We start from the raw sequence: 18898 nt of genomic DNA, 5'->3' as shown, positions 1-18898 counted from the left end.
GGCGGATCGCATCCGATCCGTGCGCGGATCACGCGGGGTATCAGCGCACGGAACTCCCGGCGGCCTCCTTCCGGAAGGCGTCGGGAGTCTGACCGGACCAGCGCTGGAAAGCGCGGCGCAGGGTGCGGGCATCGGAGTACCCGACCCGCGCCGCGATGGCCTGCACCGGAAGAGCGGTGTCGCGCAACAGGTCCCGGGCCTGCGCGTGCCGCACGCTCTCGATCTCCGCGCTCCAGGTGGTGTGCATTTCCGCCAGCCGGCGCTGCAGCGTGCGCGGGCTGATAGCCAGCCGCTGCGCGACCGCTTCCAGCCCGGCGTCACCGTAGGCCAGCGCCTCGGAGATGGCGGCGCGCAGTTTGTCCCGCCAGTCCGGCGTCTTGTACGAGGTGGTCTGCAACAGTCCGGCGTACCGGCACAGCACCTCACCCAGGCCGGGATCACCGCCGGTGGGCAGCCGCGCCGCGTTCAGGAAGGTGATCTCGGAGTACGGTGCGCCGAAATCGATACGCCCGGTACCGAATTCGTCGGCCAGCTCGCGGCGGCGGTGCGTGACGCGATGGGTGAACGCGACCCGGGCCGGCACGAGGTACTGCCCGGTGGCTTCGCGGACCCGGCGCAGGATCAGGGTGAGCACGAACTCCTCGACCGGCACGAACACCGGATCGGATTCCACGGCCACGCCCACCCGCACCGTCAGCAGCCCGCCGTCCTCGATGACCTGCCATTCCACCGCCGGATCGGTGACCGCGGAACGGAATTCCATGACCGCGCGCAGACTTTCGGCCAGGGTGGCGCGACTGCTGAACAGGTGATCCCACACTCCGAGCACGCCGCGTTCGGCCGCCGCCGAGGCGCACAGTCCGGCGCCGGGCCCGCCGGTGGCGCCGATGAGTTCCCATAATCGCCACGCCGATTCGATGGGCACCCGCAGCCGGTCGTCGCCCAGCCCCGCCGGATCGATGTCCGTGAAGGTCCCGATATTCCATGGTGTCGCGCCGACGCGCAGCGCCGTATCCCGCAGAACGACTGCGGTGCGCAGAGGAATGGTGCCTTCGATCACCGGCGGAGTGTAACGAAGCTTTCAGACCGAATGGTCTCTAGCGGGTCACTCCGTCTTCCGCCGTGCGCGAACGGCCTTCTTCAGCCCGCGCCGAGCCATGAAACCGTTCGCCAGTAGAAGCAGCGTCTTGTTCGGGGGCGCGAGGAAACCCGAGCTGGTGTGCGGGGCGTAGACGGCGTCCTGCGCGGTGACCTCCAGCCAGCCGGTGTGCTGCCGGGTTTGCAGTCCGACCAGCGCCGGACGATAGGAATGCGCGAAAAGCCCGGCGCGGCGGCCGGATTCGGGCACCGAGTCCGGGACGGTGAGGTGCATGCCCTCGGGTCCGGCGGCGGTGATCTGGACCGGGACCACGGCGGGATAGCCGTCGGCCTGGCGATAGCCCAGCAGCCGATGCGGGAGCTTGGTCACCCGCGCGGCCGCCTTCGCCACCTCCACGCGCGGGCCGGTGCCCTTGGCGGGCGGCGATTGCGGCGCCGCGGGTTCGGCGGGCAGCGGCGTGCCGTACACCTCGGGCGTCTTGGTGGCGGTGAGATCGGGCCAGACCACGATCCGCTCGATGGCGACCGTCACCAGCACCCGGTCGGCGTAGTACGCGCTGAGCCAGCGATCCCAGAACCGGCCGCGCCGCGGTGCGCCCAGATAGGGCGTGGCCTGTGCGCCGATACCGTCCAGGGTGGCTTGATCGGGGTGTTCGTCGAAGGTCGCGGTGCCCTGCACCAGCACGTACCGCTGATTGCCCGGATCGCCCAGCCCGTGCTCGCGGGCATGGAAAGCCAAGGCCACCTTGGGATTCCGGGCGATCCGTTCGAGTTTCTTGCCGAAGCCGAGCGAGGTGGTGAAGCCGACGGTGCCGAGCGTCCGATCGCGCAGCCCGATCGGTGAGACCGCCGTGACGACCACGCCGCCGGCGGGGGTGAGGTAGGCCAGCGCGCAGGTCAGGTCGCCGCCGAGGATGTCGTCCACTTCGTCGGGCCAGGTGACTGTCATGGGTGGGAGCGTAGGAACGCCGGGGCTAGTTCGTGTGGCGGTTCGATAACGAGGCGGGAACTTCTGGTGGCGTTCCCGTGACCGGGCGGGGACTTCGAATCACGGTGATCGTGGCCCTGTGCGCGCCGCCCGGACCGCGCAAGGATCGCACCGGACGGTTTCGGCCCGGGGTCGGCGCCGTCGGTCCACGCCCATTGTCCGACCGGAAGGCAGTCCCCGCGTGTCCTCTCCCCCGATCGCCGCCGATCGCGGTGCGCCCGGCGCGAACGGCGCGGCCCCGCCTGTAGCGCGGGAAACCGTCAGGCGGCGAACCGTTCTCGGCGCGCCCCGGGTGCGGGCGATCGCGGTGCGGGCGTTCTCGCTGGCGGTCTTCCTGGCCCTGTGGTGGGTGGTCGCCGCCGTCGAACTGGTCGATCCGCGTTTCCTGCCGGGCCCGCAGGCGGTGTGGTCGGCGTTCGTGCGCGCCAACAGCTGGCACGAACTCGCGCCGGGAGTGCCGCGTCAGGTGCGCGGGGAGCAGAACTATTTCCTGTGGGAGCACCTGGTGGCCAGCCTGCAGCGCATCGCCGCCGGGGCGGGTGCGGCCGTGCTGCTCGGGCCGATCGTGGGATTCGTGCTCGGCACCTCGAAAACCATTGGCGCGGTGGTGGAGCCGTATCTGAACTTCCTGCGCACGCTGCCGCCGCTGGGCTATATCGGTTTGCTCATCGTGTGGTTCGGGATCGGCGACACCTCCAAGATCTGGCTGTTGTTCCTGGCCGCGTTCCCGCCGGTGGTCATCGCCACCATTTCGGGCGTGCACGGCGTCTCGGCCGATCGGATCAATGCCGCGCGGTCCCTGGGCGCGAACCGTTTCCAGGTCACCACCCGGGTCCTGCTGCCCGCGACCCTGCCCGAGGTGATCGGCGGTATTCGCGTCGCCATCGGCTTCGCCTGGACCACCGTGGTGGCGGCCGAGTTGAACAATGGCATTCCCGGTATCGGCGGCCTCGCCTTTCTGGCCGGTCAGCAGCTGAACACGGCGCTGACCATGGCCTGCATCATCGTCATCGGCTTGACCGCGCTGAGTCTGGACGCGGGCATCAAATGGATCGGCGCGCTGCTCGTGCCGTGGAAAGGCAAAGCGTGAAAGCCACTTTCGCGGCGCTGGCTCTGGCCGGCGCGCTGACCGTCTCGCTCACCGGCTGCGTGGAATCCGGGCGCACCGAATCCGGCGGCAGCGCCGATCGGCCCGCCTGCCCGGTCGCGGTGGACGAATCCTTCACCGGCACGGTGCGACTCGGCTACCAGGACATTCCCAATGGGGCGCTGGTGGTCAAGGATGCCGGGGTGCTGGAGACCTGCCTGCCCAAGGCGAAGATCACCTGGAGCAAGTTCGCCTCCGGCGCGACCGTGATCCAGGCCTTCGGAGCCAATTCCCTGGATATGGGCCTGCTCGGCAGTTCCGCTGCCGCCCGGGCGATTTCGGCGCCGTTGAACATCGCCATGAAGGTGGTGTGGGTGCACGATGTGATCGGCGCGGCGGAATCACTGGTGGTGAAGGATCCGGCGATCACCACCGTGGCGGGGTTGCGCGGCAAGAAGATCGCGGTGCCGTTCGCCAGCACCTCGCACTACAGTCTGCTGGCCGCGCTCACCGCCGCCGGGATCGAACGCGAGGTGACGCTGGTCAATATGCAGCCGGACGCCATCGCCGCGGCGTGGCGGGACAGCGGGATCGACGCGGCGTTCATCTGGGAGCCGACGCTGTCGGAGCTGACCAAGAACGGGCACGTGGTGACCACCGCCGCCGAAACCGCCAAGGCCGGTAAGCCGACCTACGATCTCGAGGGCGCCCGCGCCGAATTCGTCACCGCCAACCCGCGTTTCCTCGAGGTCTGGACGGCCGCGCAGAACTGGGCGGTCAAGCTGATCAACAGCTCGCCGGAGGACGCCGCCACCCGCATTTCGGCGCAGCTGGGCATTCCGGTCGCCGATATCCGCAAGCAGCTCACCGAGTACGGCTATGTGGACGCGTCCACCCAGGCCGGGGCCTCCTACCTGGGCAAGCAGCTCGGGGCGGATCTGCGCTCGTCGGCGGAATTCCTGTTGAGCCAGGGCGAGATCCAAGGGCTGGCGAGCGCGGAGACCTACACCGGGGCCGTCTATGCCACGGCCGCGGCGAGCTCGAAATGACAGCCGCCGTCGGCACCCGGGATCGGGTGGCGCTGACCGGGGTCTCGAAAACCTATGAGACCGCGAACGGTTCGACCATCGCCCTCTCCCCCACCGATCTGGTCATCGAACCCGGCGAGTTCGTGAGTATCGTCGGCCCGTCCGGCTGCGGCAAAACCACGCTGCTGCAAATGCTCGCCGGTTTCCTGGAACCCACCACCGGCACGCTGGTGGTGGGTGCGGACCGCGTCGCCGGTCCGGCGCCCGAACGCGGCGTGGTCTTCCAGGCCCCCACCCTCTACCCGTGGCTGTCGGTGCGCGGCAATGTCGAATTCGGCCCGAAATGCCGTGGCGTGGACAGGAAGACCCGCCGCGCCGAAGCCGACCGCCTCCTGGAGCTGGTCGGTCTGGCCGATGCCGCTGACAAACGCCCCTACGAGCTCTCGGGCGGCATGCAGCAGCGCGCCCAGATCGCCCGCGTGCTGATCAACGACCCGCGCATCATCCTCATGGACGAGCCGTTCGGCGCGCTCGATCAGCTCACCCGCGAACGGCTCCAGGTCGAGTTGCTGCGCCTGTGGCGGCAGGCCGGGAAAACCATTGTGTTCGTGACGCATTCGGTGGAAGAGGCGGTCTTCCTGTCCACCCGGGTGCTCGTGATGAGCGCCCGCCCGGGCCGGGTGATCGTGGACCGCCGGGTGGAATTGCCCGGCGACGAACCCGGCGGCGTCCGCTCCCTGACGGTCACCGCCACACCCGATTTCCAGGCCCTGAAATCCGAGCTGGCACAGGCGATCTACGCCGCGCACAGCTAGCCGGTCACCTGCTCAGGACTTCATCTCGGCGATCTGGATGAGATTGCCGCAGGTGTCGTCGAGCACGGCGGTGGTGACGGTGCCGTGGTCCACCGGCGGCTGGGTGAAGCGCACGCCGAGTCCGGTCAGGCGCTCGTATTCGGCCTGGATATCGTCGACCGCGAACGAGGTGAACGGAATGCCGTCCGTGACAAGGGCTTCCTTCAACGACTTGGATGCCGGATGCTCATCCGGTTCCAGCAGCAACTCGACGCCGTCGGGCGCGGCCGGCGACACCACGGTCAGCCAGCTGTGTCCGCCGAGCGGTATGTCGGTCTTCTTCACGAACCCGAGCACGTCGGTGTAGAAGCTCAGCGCCTTGGCCTGATCATCCACCCACACGCTCGTCACATTGATACGCAACATCGTCTACTCCTTCAGCCAGCGGTCAGTGAGGTTTCGCAGCGGTTCCCGATTCAGGTAGTGGAACTTGTACCGGCCCTCGCGGCCGGTGGTCACCAGTCCGGCGGCCGCCAGCACATCCAGATGCTGGGAGATGGCCTGCCGCGTGGACGACATCCCGTGCCGCATGGTCAGCCGCCCGCACAGTTCGAACAGCGTCTGACCGTCCCGTTCGGCGAGCTCGTCGAGAATGACCCGGCGCGTGGGATCGGCCAGCGCCTTGAACACCTCGGCGGGATCGGTACCGTCGCTCACCCCGCCCACTATAGGCAAGTAACCACTTGCATGTCACGTATCGAGTCGCCGATTCAGTTCCGCGGCGATGGCCGGGAGGACATCCGGCGAGGTCAGGGCCTCATGGGTGGTGTCGAGATCGATATTCACCACCTCGCCGCCGATGTACTGCCGCCATCCGCCGCTGCCGTGATCCGCGCGCAGTACGCCTCGGGTCGCGGTGAAATAGATCAGGTCGCCGTTGAACAGCGGACGCCGGTGTCCGCTCCTGATCTGCGCGGTGCGGTTGAAGCAGTAGGTGATGCGGTCGAGGGCGTGCGCGACGCTCGCGGCGTCGATGCCGAAGCGCGCGGCGACCAGGGCGGCCGCGGCCTCGGTCGACAGCTCCGGTGGAATATCGGCGACGCCGAAGTCGGGTCCGATGATGCGCACCAGTTCGCCGGCGGTCATGACCGGCACGTCGAGATCGTCGTAGCAGCCCCAGTCGGAATCCAGCATGGCCAGCAGCGCGACCTCGGCGCCGTCCGCGCGCAGCCGGGCGGCGACGGCATGGGCGATCTCGCCGCCGACCGACCAGCCGAGCAGTTGGTAGGGGCCGTGCGGTTGCACCGAGCGGATCGCCGCGGCGTACTGCTCGGCGAACTCGTCGATGGACGCGGGTTCGTTCGCGGGCTCGGTGTATTCGGGCGATTGCAGGCCGTAGATGGGCCGGCCCGGGGCGAGCAGGGTCGCCAGACCCCGGTAGCACCAGGCGATTCCGGAGGCGGGATGGACACAGAACAGCGGTTCCCGGTCGCCGCCCAGGCGGATCGGCAGCAAGACGTCCAGGTCCCAGCCGTAGTGCGGGTCCGGGTCGCCGCCGTCGGCGATGCGCTGGGCGAGGGCCGCCACGGTCCCGGCTTCGAACAACCAGCCGACCGGGATATCGGTGTCCAGGGCCGCACGCAGCAGGCCGATGACCGAGAGCGCGCGCAGGGAATTGCCGCCGAGGGCGAAGTAGTCGTCGTCGAGCCCGACCCGGGGCAGTCCGAGGGCCTGCGCGAAGGCGGTCGAAATCGCTTCTTGCACTGGCGTTTCCGGGGCCCGGTAGGGGCGGGTGGTGACCGCCGGTGCGGGCAGCGCCGCGCGATCGAGTTTGCCGTTCGCGGTGAGCGGGAGCGCGTCGAGCACGACGAAGGCTCCCGGGACGAGGTGCGCGGGCAGGGTGCGGGCGAGGGCGGCCCGCACCGCGGTGTGGTCGATTTCCGCTGCGGCGCCGGTCAGGTACGCCACCACCCGGTCGCCCGCACCGTCGTCGCGGACGAGGACCACGGCCTGCGCGACGCCCGGCTGCGCGACCAGGAGCGATTCGATCTCGCCCGGTTCGACTCGCATGCCGCGCAGCTTGACCTGTGCGTCGGCGCGGCCCAGGAATTCCAGGTCGCCGGATGCCGTCCAGCGCACCAGGTCTCCGGTGCGATACATGCGGGTGCCCGGTGTGTCGTAGGGACTCGGGAGGAAGCGGGCCGCAGTGGCTCCCGGCCGATCGTGGTAGCCGCGCGCCACTTGCACACCGCTGACATAGAGTTCCCCTGCCACACCGACCGGCACGGGCCGCAACCAGCCGTCGAGCACCAGGGCATGCAGTCCGCGGCCGGGACCGCCGATGGTGATCGGCTCGCCCGGGTGCAGCGGCCCGCTGATATTCGAGGCGATGGTGGTCTCGGCGGGTCCGTAGCCGTTCACGAACCGTCGCGGTGCGCCCGATTCGGTTGCGGCCCAACGGGTCACCAGTTCCGCCGGGCAGCGGTCACCGGCGGTCATCACGAAGCGCAGGGTGTCGAGCCCGGCCGGATCGAGGGTGGCCAGCGCCGCCGGCGTGATGACCGCGTGGGTCACTCGTTCCGTGCGCAGCAGTCGCGCGAGGTCCGGGCCGCCGTAGACGCCGGGCGGCGCGATGACCAGGGTGGCCGCCGATCCGAGCGCCATGAGCAGTTCGAACACCGCGGCGTCGAAGGATGGTGAGGCGACGTGCAGGACCCGGGCTTCGGAGTCGAGTGCGCACGTTTCTCTCTGCGTGACAGCCAGATTCGAGATTCCCGCATGGGTGACCGCGACACCCTTCGGCACCCCGGTGGACCCGGAGGTGTAGATCACGTAGGCGCGCTGTGCGGGCAGCGGCAGGGCGAATTCGAGCGGGTCGCCGTCCGCGGCTGGTCCGGATTCCAGGTGGTCATCGATGATCTCCCAATGGAGTCCCTCGGGCAGCGTGTCCCGGTGTGCGGCCTGGGTAAGTCCCAGCACCGCAGCGGAATCGGTGAGCATGTGCTCGATCCGGGCGGCCGGATAGTCCGGATCCACCGGAACGAACGCCGCTCCGGCGCGGGTGACCGCCCAGATCGCCAGCACCGACTCCAGTGAGCGCGGCAGCGCGAGCGCGACCACGTCCTCGGGTCCGACACCGAGCGCGATCAACCTGTGCGCCAAACGATTCGAGAGCTCATCCAGCTCGCGGTACGTCAGCGAGCAGTGCCCGTCGACCACGGCGATCCCGCCGGGATTGCGGTGGACGGCGGCGGCCAGCAGTTCGGGCAGACTTGCCGCGGGCGCGGCGGGCGTGCCGAAACGGGTGGTCAAATCGCCGGTTTCGGCACCGGCCAGCACCTCGACCTCGCCGATGCGCCGGTCCGGATGGGCGGCGAGCTCGGACAGCACGTGCACCAGCCGTTCGGTGATCCGGCGGGTCGCGGACTCGTCCAATTGCCCGGGCAGGTAGGTGGCGCGGCCGCGCAGCCGCTCCCCGGGATGCAGGGCGAGGGTCAGCGGATAGTGGGTTCCGGAAATCGCCTCGGTGTCCACTACGCGCACACCGTCGACGGCAACCGTCCCGTCGGCGTCCGCGCCGCCGGGATGCGATTCGAAGGCCAGCAGGGTATCGAAATACCCGGCGCCGGTGGCGCTTCGAATCTCCGCCAATCCCAGATGATGGTGTTCCAGCAGCCCCGCCTGCTCGCGCTGCACCCGTCGCAGCAGTTCGGTCACCGATTCCCCCGGGTCCAGTGCGACCCGCACCGGCACGGCGTTCACGAACAGCCCGACCATCGCTTCCACGCCGGGCACCTCCGGCGGGCGGCCCGAAACCACCGCGCCGAAAACGACATCCGCACGAGCGGTGAACCGGCTCAGCACCATGGCCCACGCGCATTGCACGACGGTGTTCACCGTCACGCCCGCGGCCGCGGCCAGCCGGCCCACCGCTCGTGTCCCCTCCACGTCCCACCCGAAATCCACATGCCCGGGAGCCGGGCATGGTCCGCCCCCACGGTCGGGTGGGACGAGCATGGTGGGTTCGGCCGCGCCCGCCAGGGCCCGGCCCCAGGCCGCTCGCGCGCCCGCCGCGTCCCAGCGGTGCAGCCAGGCGAGGAAGTCGCGGTAGGCGGCGGGTGCGGGCAGCAGGTCCGTTCCGCCCGCGTAATGCGCGAGCAGTTCGCTCAGCAGCAGCGAGCAGGACCAGCCGTCGAGCACGATGTGATGCGCGGTGAGCAGCAGCCGGTATTCGTGCTCGGCGGTGCGGGCGAGGGTGGCGCGCAGCAGGGGCGCGGCCGCCGGATCGAAGCCCGCCGTTCGGTCGGCGTCGGCCAGCGCGGTGAAGGCCAGGGCCGGGTCGGTCTCGCCGCGCAGATCGGTTTCGCGCCAGGGCATCGGAGCCGGGGCGGTCACGATCTGTGCGAGCCGGCCGCGATAGTCCAGGACGAATGCGGCGCGCAGGCTCGCGTGGCGGGCGAGCGCGGTGGTGAAGGCGGCTCGGAGCCGGGCGGTATCGAGGTCGCCTGCCAGGGTGACGACCGTCTGGGTGAGGTACGGATCGAGGGCCGGTCCCGATAGGAGCGCGTGGTAGTACAGCCCCTCCTGCAACGGCGATACCGGCCACACATCGGTGAAACCGGGATAACGCACACGCCAGCAGTCGAGATCGAGCGCGCCGATATCGGGCAGCAGGTAGCCGCCGGGTGATTCGAGCGGCGAATCCGGTTCGGCCACCGAGACTTCCAGGTTCTCGATGCGGCCCAGCGCGGCGACCGTCCGATGTTCGAACACCTGGAGGGCACTCAGGTACAGTCCGCGCGCCCGCGCCCGTGACACCAGTTGAATCGCCATGATGCTGTCGCCGCCGAGGGCGAAGAACGAATCGTCGATTCCGATGCGTTCGCGACCCAGCACCTGCGAGAACAGTTCCGCCAGTGCGAGTTCGGCGGGAGTGCGCGGCGCTCGATACTCGGCCGTCGTCTCGAACGCCGGTGCGGGCAGTGCCTTGCGGTCGATTTTCCCGGTCGGCGTGAGCGGCAACGATGGCAGCGGAACGATCAGGGCGGGCACCAGATAACCGGGCAGGCGATCCCGCAACAGCCCGGTCACCAGCTCTACCTCGATGTTCTGCCCCGGTGTCGCGACAACATACGAGACCAGCGCCCGATGACCGCCCGCATCGGTATGTCCGACGGTGACGGCCTGCGCCACCCCAGGCAGCGCGGTCAGGGCGGCATCGATCTCCCCCAGCTCGATCCGCAATCCGTGCAACTTGATCTGAAAGTCGCTGCGCCCCAGATATTCCAGCTCCAATTCGGAGTTCCACCGCACCAGATCCCCGGTGCGGTACATGCGCTCGCCCGGCGCACCGCACGGATAGGCGATGAAACGCTCGGCCGTGCACGCGTATCGGCCCAGGTACCCGCGCGCCAGCCCCGGCCCCGCCAGATACAGTTCGCCGGTCACACCGACAGGCACCGGCCGCAGCCGATCGTCCAGCACCAGCGCCGAGAATCCGGCACCCGGCGCACCGATGGTCACCGCCGCACCCGGTCGCATCGGCCGGCTGAACGTGGCCGACACGGTGGTTTCGGTCGGACCGTACGAATTGACCAGCCGCACCCGATCGCCCCAGCGCCCCAGCAGTTCCGGCGGGCAGACATCGCTGCCGACCACCACGGTCCGCAGACCGGGCAGGTCTTCCGGGGCCAAAGTGGCCAGCACGCCCGGCGTCACCTCGAGGTGCGTGACCTGCTGCGCGTCCAGCACTTCCGCGAGCGCGGTACTCGCATACGCCCCCGGCGGCACGATCACCGCCGTGCCACCGGCCACCGCGCACACGGTCACCTCCTCGATCGACACGTCGAATACCGGCGGGCACAACTGCGCGAACCGGCCGTCCGCGCCGGGCTCGAGCGCGTCCAGCGCCGCGGCCACGAGATTCGCGAGCCCAGCATGAGTAACGCTCACCCCCTTCGGAATCCCGGTCGAACCCGAGGTGTAGACGACGTACGCGCAATGCGCCGCCCGCAGCGACCGCACCCGATCGGCATCGGTCACCGGCGCAGCGGACGACTCCGGGCCGAACGGCTCCGCAGCGACCCCCGCGCCGACCTGCCGGCCCTCGCCGCCCGGCTCGCCCCCAGCGACCTGCTCCCCCGCGCCGGCCAGTTGGCCCTCGCGGTCCTGCTCGTGCGCGGCGACCTGTTTCCCTTCAGCAGACTGCGCGGCCGCGCCGGCTCGCACGTGCGAGGCGACCGAGGCCGCACCGAGCTGACCTGAGGCATCGCCGCGGGCGAAGGTATTCGGCTCGAGCACCAGCCAATTCAGGACGGGCGACAGTGCGGGCACGTGCTCGGGTGCGGTAATCCCCAACACCGCAGCGCAATCGGTGATCACGTGTTCGAGGCGGGCTCGGGGTTGGCCGGGATCGACGGGGACGTACATCGCACCGGATTTGGCGACTGCCCACAGGGCCGTCATCGATTCCGGAGAGCGTGTCAGTGCCACCACGACGGCTGTTTCCGGGCCCGCACCCCGTGCGATCAGGCGGCGCGCCAGCCGGTTCGAGCGCTCGTCCAGTTGTCGGTAGGTGAGGGTGGCGTCGCCGCTGCGGACCGCGACCGTGTCCGCGCGGTCCGCGACTCGACTGGTGAGCAGGTCCGGCCAGGTGCGTGGCGGCAATGTTGCCGCGCCGCGCACGGGGTACAGGGCCGCGCGCTCGCGCGGGGCGAGGATCTCCAGGTCGCCGACCTGGAGCCTCGGGTCGGTGCCGAGAGCACCGAGTACGCGCACGTAACGGTCAGCGAAGTCCCGGATCGTGGAGTCGTCGAAAAGGTCGGTGGCGTAACCGAGTTCGGCGGTCATTCCGCCCGTCGGTCGTTCGCGCAGGGTCAGGGCCAGATCGAATTGTTCGGTTCCCCGGTCGGCTTCGAGGACTTCGACTCGCAGGCCGGGCAGGCTCGCGTCGGGGATGGTGAAGTTCTCGAAAGCGATCATCACCTGGAAGATCGGGTGATGGGCGGTGGAGCGCACGGGATCCAGGGCTGCCACCACTCGCTCGAAGGGAATGTCGCTGTGCGCGAAGGCATCTAGATCGGAGGCTCTGACGGCTGCCAGCAATTCCGTCACTGTGACGTCCGGTTCGATGCGGGTGCGCAGGGCGAGATCGTTGACGAACATGCCGATCATCGGGTCCAGTACGGGATCCGCGCGCCCCGCCACCGGGGTGCCCACGGTGATGTCGGCGCTGCCGGACAGTCGCGACAGGAGCACCGCGTAGGCGGCGTGTGCGACCATGAACAGGCTCATGCCCTGCGCGTGAGCGAGTTCCTTTGCTGCGGTGTGGGTTTCGCCATCGATCTCGAAGGCGTGCACACGGCCGCGCAGGGATGGCGTGGCCGGGCGGGGCCGGTCGACCGGGAGTTCCAGCCGCTCGGGCAGCCCGGCCAGGGCCATCGTCCAATACCGCAACTGCTCGGCGGCGAGTGACCCCTCGTCGCGCTCGTCGCCGAGCAGTGCGTGCTGCCACAACGCGAAATCCGCGTACTGCACGGCCAGCGGCGTCCACGACGGCGCACCGGCCCGTAAGCGGGCGATGTAGGCGGCCATCACATCCGCGGCCAGCGGCGCCAATGACAGGCCGTCGGCGCTGATGTGATGTATGACCAGCAGCACCACGTGCTGCCGGGGTTCGAGGCGGAACAGCCTGATGCGCACCGGAATCCGGTCGGTGACGTCGAATCCGGCGCGCACCTGTCGTTCGAGTTCGGCGGGCAGCCGTTCGGCCGGGGTATCGAGAACCTGGAAGTCGGCCAGTTCGATTCGATAGGGCCGCACGCTTTGGAACGGGCCGCCGGCGTCGGCCGGGTAGACGGTGCGCAATACCTCGTGGCGTTCGATCACATCGCCCATGGCGAGGGCGAGCGCCTCGATATCGAGCGAGCCGGTCAGCCGCAGCGCGATCGGCACGTTGTAGGCGGGCGAGGCGGTGTCGAGCTGGTTGAGCACCCACATGCGTTGCTGTGCGGGCGAAAGCGGCAGCCGCGCCGGGCGTTCGAGAGCCACGGGGGCGGGCCGCTGCCGGGCCGCGGATACGTTGGGCAGGCGCCGCGCCAATTGCGCGACGGTCGGCGCTTCGAACAGGTCGCGCAGCGCGATGGCCGAACCGAGCACGGTCTCGACCCTGGCGACCACGCGGGTGGCGAGCAGCGAATCACCGCCGAGATCGAAGAAGGAATCGTCCGCGCCGACCCGTTCCAGGCCGAGGACGTCGGCGAAGATCTCGGCGAGCCGCTGTTCCACCAGGGTGCTGGGCCGCAGGTAGCCGCGGCGGGCGGCCCCGAAGTCCGGCAGCGGCAACGCTTTCCGATCCAGCTTGCCGACCGGATCGATCGGAATCGCGTCCAGGGTCACGATGGCGGCCGGCACCAGATGCCGCGGCAGCACCCCGGCGATCCGCTCACGCAGCCGCAACGGATCCACCCGCGCGCCGGGCGCGGCGACGACATACGACACCGGTACGACGGCCCCGCCCGGACCGGGCTGGGCGACGGTGACGGCGTAGGCCAGCGATTCCTCCCCGGACAACACCGCGTCGATCTCACCCAGCTCCACCCGCTGGCCGCGCACCTTCACCTGAAAGTCGCTGCGGCCCACATATTCCAGGGTTCCGGCCACACCCCAGCGCACCACGTCCCCGGTGCGGTACATCCGCGTGCCGGGCGGGCCGAACGGGTCGGCGACGAAGCGGTGCGCGGTCATCGCGGCCTGCCGGTGGTAGCCGCGCGCCTGCTGGATGCCCGCCACATACAGTTCGCCGGACACCCCGGGCGGCACCGGCCGCAGCAGGTCGTCGAGCACCACCGCCCGCACGCCCCGGATCGGCCCGCCCAGACTCACGCCGTCGCCCTCGGCGAGCGCAGCACCGATGAGCACGACTATGACGGTTTCGGTCGGCCCGTAGCAGATGTGCAGGCGCCGGCCCGGAATCCAGCGGGCCGCCAGCTCATCCGGGACGCGTTCGCCGCCGACGGTGAGCATGCGCAGGTCGGGCAGGTAGGCGGGTTCGAGGGTGGCGACCACGGCCGGGGTGAGGAAGGCATGCGTCACCCGGTGCTCGCGCAGCACGCGTTGCAGGGCCGGTCCGGCGTAGGCGTCGGGCGGCGCGATCACCAGGGTGGCGCCCGCGCCGATGGCCATCAGCAGTTCCAGCATGGTGGCGTCGAAGCTGGGCGAGGCCACGTGCAGGACCCGCGCGTCACCGCGCACCCGGTACCGTTCCTGTTGTTCGGCAACGAAATTCGCCAGGCCGCGATGGCTCACCACGACGCCTTTGGGAACGCCGGTGGACCCGGAGGTGTAGACCAGATAGGCCGCTTGATCCGCGTGGATGGCCCCGCCGCGCTCGGCATCGGTGATCGCCCCGGCCGGGCAGGCGGCACCGCGCGACACCGTTTCGGGGTCGTCCAGCACCAGCCAATCGATCGAATCCGGCAGGTGCGGACGGTCCGCGGCGGTGGTGATCCCGGCCCCGGCCCCGGAATCGTCGAGCAGATGCCGGATGCGGCCGGGCGGGTAGGTGGGATCGATGGGCAGATGCACCGCGCCGGTCTTGGCGACCGCCCACAGCATCACGATGGTCTCCACCGAGCGCGAGATCGCCGCCGCCACCGGCACTTCCGGGCCGACGCCGAGGCCCAGCAGCAGGCGCGCCACGCGATCGGACCGCTCGTCTAGTTCCCGGTAGGTCAGCACCGCCCGATCCGCGATCAGCGCCGTACGCTCCGGATCGAAAGCCGCTGCCGCGGACAGGATCTCGGGCAGGGTGCGCGCGGGTTCGGCCGCCCCGCCACAGGCCGGCACGAGCAGTTCCCGTTCGGCGAGGGTGAGCAGGGCCGGGGTGGACTGCGGTGCGTCCGGCCCGGCGGCCAGGAAATCGTGCAGGAAGTCGAGGAACCGGTCGTAGTGCTCGCGCAGCTCGTCCTGGCTGTACCGATTCGGATTGGCGAGGAAGTCGATATGCGTTCCGGTGACCTCGGATCCGGTGTACAGCACCAGGTACAGATCCTCGATCAGGCCCGGCGTCAGCACCTGCGCCACCGCGGACGCGGCGCCGAAACGCAGGTGCGGCACGAACGGCATGATGCTCACCGCCGGCCCGAACGCGGTGGTGCTGTCGGCGGCGCGGCCCAGATCGTGCAGGATGTCCTCCTGCCGATACCGTTGCCGCCGCAGCGCGCCGGTCAGCTCGCGCTGGGCCGCGATGATCGATTCGCCGACGGTCGCGGTGCGATCCGCCCGCAGCCGCAGCGGCACCACATTGGCGACCATGCCGCCCGAGCGGCGCAGTTTCGCGGTGGTGCGGCCGGACACCGGCAGGCTCAGGGTGATCTCGGCATGTCCGGTCATCCGGGCCAGGAACGCCCCGAACGCCGCCACCAATACCGGAGCGATGCTCGAATTCACCGCTGCGGCAGTGGCTTCCAGCAGTTCGGCGGTGCGGCGCGGCAGCATGGCCCCGGTGCGCCGGGGATGCGAGTCCACCCGGGCGGCGCGGCCCGCGAGACTCGGCGCCTCGGGCAAGCCGGTGAGATGTCCGGCCCAGTACCGCCGGTCCGCGCGGAAGCGTTCCGAATCCCGGTAGGCGGCATCGTCGTCCACGATGGCGACCAGGTCCTCCGACCACGCCGGCGGCAGCGGCTCCCCGGCGACGGCCGCGTTGTAGAGCTCGGCGATGCGCCGCGCCACGGTGCTGATCGCATAGCCGTCGATCACGATGTGGTGCATGCGCGTGTACCAGAGCCAGCGCTCGTCGGCGACGCGCAGCAGCGCCGTCTCGACCAGGCGGTCCCGCAGCAGATCCAGCGGCGTGCCGTACTCCTCGCTCATCCAGTCCCGCGCCACCGCGTCCGGATTCGCGCAATCGCGCAGATCGAGCACCTTCGGCAGTTCCGGCTGCGCGGTATCGACCAACTGGTAGGGCTCGCCGTCGATCTCGATCAGGCGCAGGTATCCGGTACCGAATTCGCGTCCCGCCGCCAGCAGCGCCGACAGGAAGACCTCCACCTCCAGCGGTCCGGTGATCTCGAGGTACTGGGCGACCGAGATCGGGGGCGCGCCGACGACGTGCTGGGCGAACCAGATTCCGCGCTGCGCCGCCGACAGCGGAAAGGCTCGGGCGGACCGACCGGCCGGGGGCCCGGCGGGCTGGGCGGCGGCGGAAACTTCGGCGGAAACACGCACGGGATTCTCCAGAAGTGCTGGTGGTTGGTGCGATTCGAGTTTCGGGGAAGCGCCGCGCGCACAGCAGCCTGCACATACCACTTCTGCGCGGGGTGTGTGCACCCCCGAGCCCCGAGTAGCGGGGGCATCGGCAACCGGGTAGCCGAATACCCGTGCGCGCGGTGCACCGCCGGAGGATGCTGAGACATTGTGAACGCAACGGGCGTCAAAGTTGTTGTGGCCGAGGACTCGCTGTTGATCCGCGACGCCGTGCTACGCGTGCTCGCCACCGACGCGAGCATCGAGGTGGCCGGCATCGCCACCGACTTCGACGCCACCCTGGAACTGGTGCGCGCACACCGCCCCGATGTCCTCATCACCGATATCCGCATGCCGCCCACCGGAACCGACGAGGGGGTGCGGCTGGCGCGGCTGCTGCGGGACTCCCATCCCGAGACCGCGGTCATCGTGTTGTCGCACTACGCGGAGCCCGAATACGCGACCGCGCTGCTCGACGGCGGCTCGGCCGGGCGGGGCTATCTGCTCAAGGAGCGGATCGCGCGGTTCGAGCAATTGCTCAACGCGGTGCACGTGGTCGCGGGCGGTGGATCGGTGCTGGATCCGACGATCATGGAGGTGCTGCTGTCACGGCAGCGCGACGACGACATGGTGCGATTGCTGACCACGCGCGAGCGCGAGGTGCTGGCCGAGATCGCCTGCGGCGGCAGCAATCGGGTGGTGGCGCAACGGCTCTCGCTCACCCAGCGCGCCGTCGAGAAACACATCAATTCGATTTTCGCCAAATTCGGGCTGACCGCGGACCCGGCGCTGGATCATCGGGTCAGCGCGGTACTGCTGTTTCTGGCCTCCAAGAACGATTAGGGGTGTGTGCACCCTTTACCGGTCCGCCCCTCGGACCGCACCATTGCGTCATGACTGCACGGGTGCGAGTGTGGATCGTCGACGATCGGCCCGCCTTTCGGCGCGTGGCCGCGGCGATGGTCTCCGCCAGTGCGGGATTCATGGTCGCGGGCGAGGCCGACAGCGGGGAGGCCGCGCTCGAATTGAGCCGCGACGATGAGGCCGGACTGGTGCTGATGGATATCAATATGCCCGGGATCGGCGGGATCGAGGCCACCCGCCGGTTGCGGATCATGCGGCCCGGGCTGGCCGTGGTGTTGATGTCGACCTATGACACATCCGATCTTCCGGACGAGGTATCACAGTGCGGCGCAGCAGGTTACGTGCACAAGGAAACGCTGAGCCCGGAACTGCTCGCCCGGGTATGGAGGGGATTGACACCCTCGCCCTGACCGCGGCCACCGCGAACACCCTGGCGCGCACCAGATTGCGGGTGTTCCTGCTCGGCCTGCTGGGCACCGATGTGGTCCTGATCGCGTGCGCAGGGATCATCTCGCTGCGCGGGCCGAACTGGTGGGCGGTCGCCATGGTGGTGCTGCTGGCGGTGGAGGGCGCGCTGCTGCTGGTGGCCAGGCGGCAGGCCGAGCGCGGGGAGCTGGCCGGGTCGGCGACCACCATATCGGTGGCGGTGTGGACGGGGGCGATCGTGGCGTCGTATCTGTCGCCGTTCACGCTGCCCATCCACGTGGTCGCGGTGCTGCTGCCGGCCATCTTCGCGGTGCCGTATGTGGGGCGGAAGCAGTTGCGGCGCTTCATGTTCGTGACCATCGGCTCTGTGACGGCGTGCGGGGTGATCGCCGCGCCGCTGGTGGTGTACCCGCCGCTGGCCTTGAAATACGTGGCCTCGATCGGGCTGCCCGCCGTGGTGGCGATGATCCTGCTGGTGCTCTGGCACACCGCCGCCACCATGCGCGAGATCGCCGTCACCGCCCAGCACAACGCCGACGCGCTCGCCTCCTCGCAGCGGCTGCTCGCCGAGCGCGCCGACCAGCTCACCTCCTCCCGGGCGCGGCTGGTCGCGGCCACCGACGCCGAACGCCGGCGGCTGGAACGCGATCTGCACGATGGCGCGCAACAGCATCTGGTCGCGGTGGCGGTGACGCTGCAACTGGCGCGGCAGCTCGCCTCGGACGATGCGGGCGGCTGCTCCGAGCTGCTCGGTGAAGCGGCCGACCTGGTGCAGACCGCGATCGCCGAGATCCGCCGCCTGGCCCACGGCATCTACCCGCCCCTCCTCGCCGCCGACGGCCTGCGCGGCGCGCTCCCCGCAGCGGCCGGCCGCTGCCCGGTACCGGTCCATGTCGATGCCCAAGCCCTGGGCCGCTACAGCGTCGACATCGAGACCGCCCTCTATTACTGCTGCCTCGAAGCCCTCCAGAACAGCGTCAAACACGGCGGCCCGGCCACGGCGGTCACCATCACCGCCCGCCAATCCAGCGGCACCCTCACGGTCACAATCGCAGATACAGGCTCCGGCTTCGACCCCACCGACCATCCCCCGGGCGCCGGCCTCACCAACATGCGTGACCGCCTGGCCGTTATCGGCGGCACCCTCGACCTCGACTCCGCACCCGGCACCGGCACCCGCCTCACCGCCACCGTCCCCGCTCAGCCCCTCTCACCGTCCGCCGAGAGCCGGCCCTCCCCAACCCAACTCCGACCGGCCCCGGCCGCCTGTGCACCGGCCGCGCGCGGCAGCGGCAGTCGATGACTGCTCAACGAAGCGAGCCCCCACCGTCGTCGGACGGTGGGGGCTCGATCTTGCTTGTGAAGCCGG

Annotated in this window: 11 protein-coding genes; 6 read left to right on the top strand and 5 right to left on the bottom strand. The window is 69.9% G+C overall.

Annotation, left to right across the window (positions count from 1 at the left end):
- Positions 1-40: 40 nt before the first annotated feature.
- Together LTV02_RS09150 and LTV02_RS09145 are read right to left on the bottom strand one after the other, a co-directional pair.
- Positions 41-1060 carry an AraC family transcriptional regulator gene (locus tag LTV02_RS09150; RefSeq protein ID WP_233039566.1) on the bottom strand — a complete coding sequence of 340 codons (1020 nt, stop codon included), beginning with the start codon at positions 1058-1060 and terminating at the stop codon, positions 41-43.
- Positions 1061-1105: 45 nt separating this feature from the next.
- Positions 1106-2047: a pyridoxamine 5'-phosphate oxidase family protein gene (locus LTV02_RS09145; RefSeq protein WP_233039565.1), complete on the bottom strand. Its 942-nt coding sequence runs from the start codon at positions 2045-2047 to the stop codon at positions 1106-1108.
- 220 nt (positions 2048-2267) lie between these two features.
- Here LTV02_RS09145 and LTV02_RS09140 point away from each other — a divergent pair, with 220 nt between their 5' ends.
- The 3 genes from LTV02_RS09140 to LTV02_RS09130 are packed head-to-tail and all read left to right on the top strand — an operon-like array spanning position 2268 to position 5016.
- Positions 2268-3176 carry an ABC transporter permease gene (locus LTV02_RS09140; protein ID WP_408639348.1) on the top strand — a complete coding sequence of 303 codons (909 nt, stop codon included), beginning with the start codon at positions 2268-2270 and terminating at the stop codon, positions 3174-3176.
- A complete protein-coding gene (locus LTV02_RS09135; protein WP_233039564.1) occupies positions 3173-4222 on the top strand; it encodes a taurine ABC transporter substrate-binding protein in 1050 nt (349 codons plus the stop codon). The genes LTV02_RS09140 and LTV02_RS09135 overlap by 4 nt, the downstream gene beginning before the upstream one ends.
- Positions 4219-5016, top strand: coding sequence for an ABC transporter ATP-binding protein (locus tag LTV02_RS09130; RefSeq protein ID WP_233039563.1), 798 nt, complete (start codon positions 4219-4221; stop codon positions 5014-5016). Before LTV02_RS09135 ends, LTV02_RS09130 begins: the two co-directional genes overlap by 4 nt.
- 12 nt (positions 5017-5028) lie before the next feature.
- Here the strand turns inward: LTV02_RS09130 and LTV02_RS09125 are convergent, their stop codons facing one another.
- From LTV02_RS09125 to LTV02_RS09115, 3 genes are read right to left on the bottom strand one after another with little or no spacing between them, the layout of a single operon-like run.
- A complete protein-coding gene (locus LTV02_RS09125; protein WP_233041531.1) occupies positions 5029-5418 on the bottom strand; it encodes a VOC family protein in 390 nt (129 codons plus the stop codon).
- A gap of 6 nt (positions 5419-5424) precedes the next feature.
- Complete coding sequence (locus LTV02_RS09120; protein ID WP_233039562.1) at positions 5425-5712, bottom strand: ArsR/SmtB family transcription factor; 288 nt, start codon at positions 5710-5712, stop codon at positions 5425-5427.
- A gap of 33 nt (positions 5713-5745) precedes the next feature.
- Positions 5746-16221, bottom strand: a complete 10476-nt coding sequence (locus LTV02_RS09115; protein ID WP_233039561.1) for an amino acid adenylation domain-containing protein — start codon at positions 16219-16221, stop codon at positions 5746-5748.
- A 189-nt stretch (positions 16222-16410) separates the two neighbouring features.
- Here LTV02_RS09115 and LTV02_RS09110 point away from each other — a divergent pair, with 189 nt between their 5' ends.
- From LTV02_RS09110 to LTV02_RS09100, 3 genes are read left to right on the top strand one after another with little or no spacing between them, the layout of a single operon-like run.
- Positions 16411-17082: a response regulator transcription factor gene (locus LTV02_RS09110; protein ID WP_233039560.1), complete on the top strand. Its 672-nt coding sequence runs from the start codon at positions 16411-16413 to the stop codon at positions 17080-17082.
- 50 nt (positions 17083-17132) lie between these two features.
- Positions 17133-17513: a response regulator gene (locus tag LTV02_RS09105; RefSeq protein ID WP_233039559.1), complete on the top strand. Its 381-nt coding sequence runs from the start codon at positions 17133-17135 to the stop codon at positions 17511-17513.
- A complete protein-coding gene (locus LTV02_RS09100) occupies positions 17486-18832 on the top strand; it encodes an ATP-binding protein (RefSeq protein ID WP_233039558.1) in 1347 nt (448 codons plus the stop codon). Before LTV02_RS09105 ends, LTV02_RS09100 begins: the two co-directional genes overlap by 28 nt.
- Positions 18833-18898 lie beyond the last annotated feature (66 nt).

The sequence above is a fragment of the Nocardia yamanashiensis genome (assembly GCF_021183565.1).
GTDB lineage: Bacteria > Actinomycetota > Actinomycetes > Mycobacteriales > Mycobacteriaceae > Nocardia > Nocardia yamanashiensis.
The sequence above is the reverse complement of the archived record's forward strand: the minus strand, read 5'-3'. Positions and strand labels throughout refer to the sequence as shown.

Excerpts from the sequence above, each read along its gene's own strand:
- LTV02_RS09145 (WP_233039565.1), bottom strand. The coding sequence starts at position 2,047 with ATGACAGTCACCTGGCCCGACGAAGTGGACGACATCCTCGGCGGCGAC.
- LTV02_RS09130 (WP_233039563.1), top strand. The coding sequence starts at position 4,219 with ATGACAGCCGCCGTCGGCACCCGGGATCGGGTGGCGCTGACCGGGGTC.
- LTV02_RS09105 (WP_233039559.1), top strand. The coding sequence starts at position 17,133 with ATGACTGCACGGGTGCGAGTGTGGATCGTCGACGATCGGCCCGCCTTT.
- LTV02_RS09100 (WP_233039558.1), top strand. The coding sequence starts at position 17,486 with ATGGAGGGGATTGACACCCTCGCCCTGACCGCGGCCACCGCGAACACC.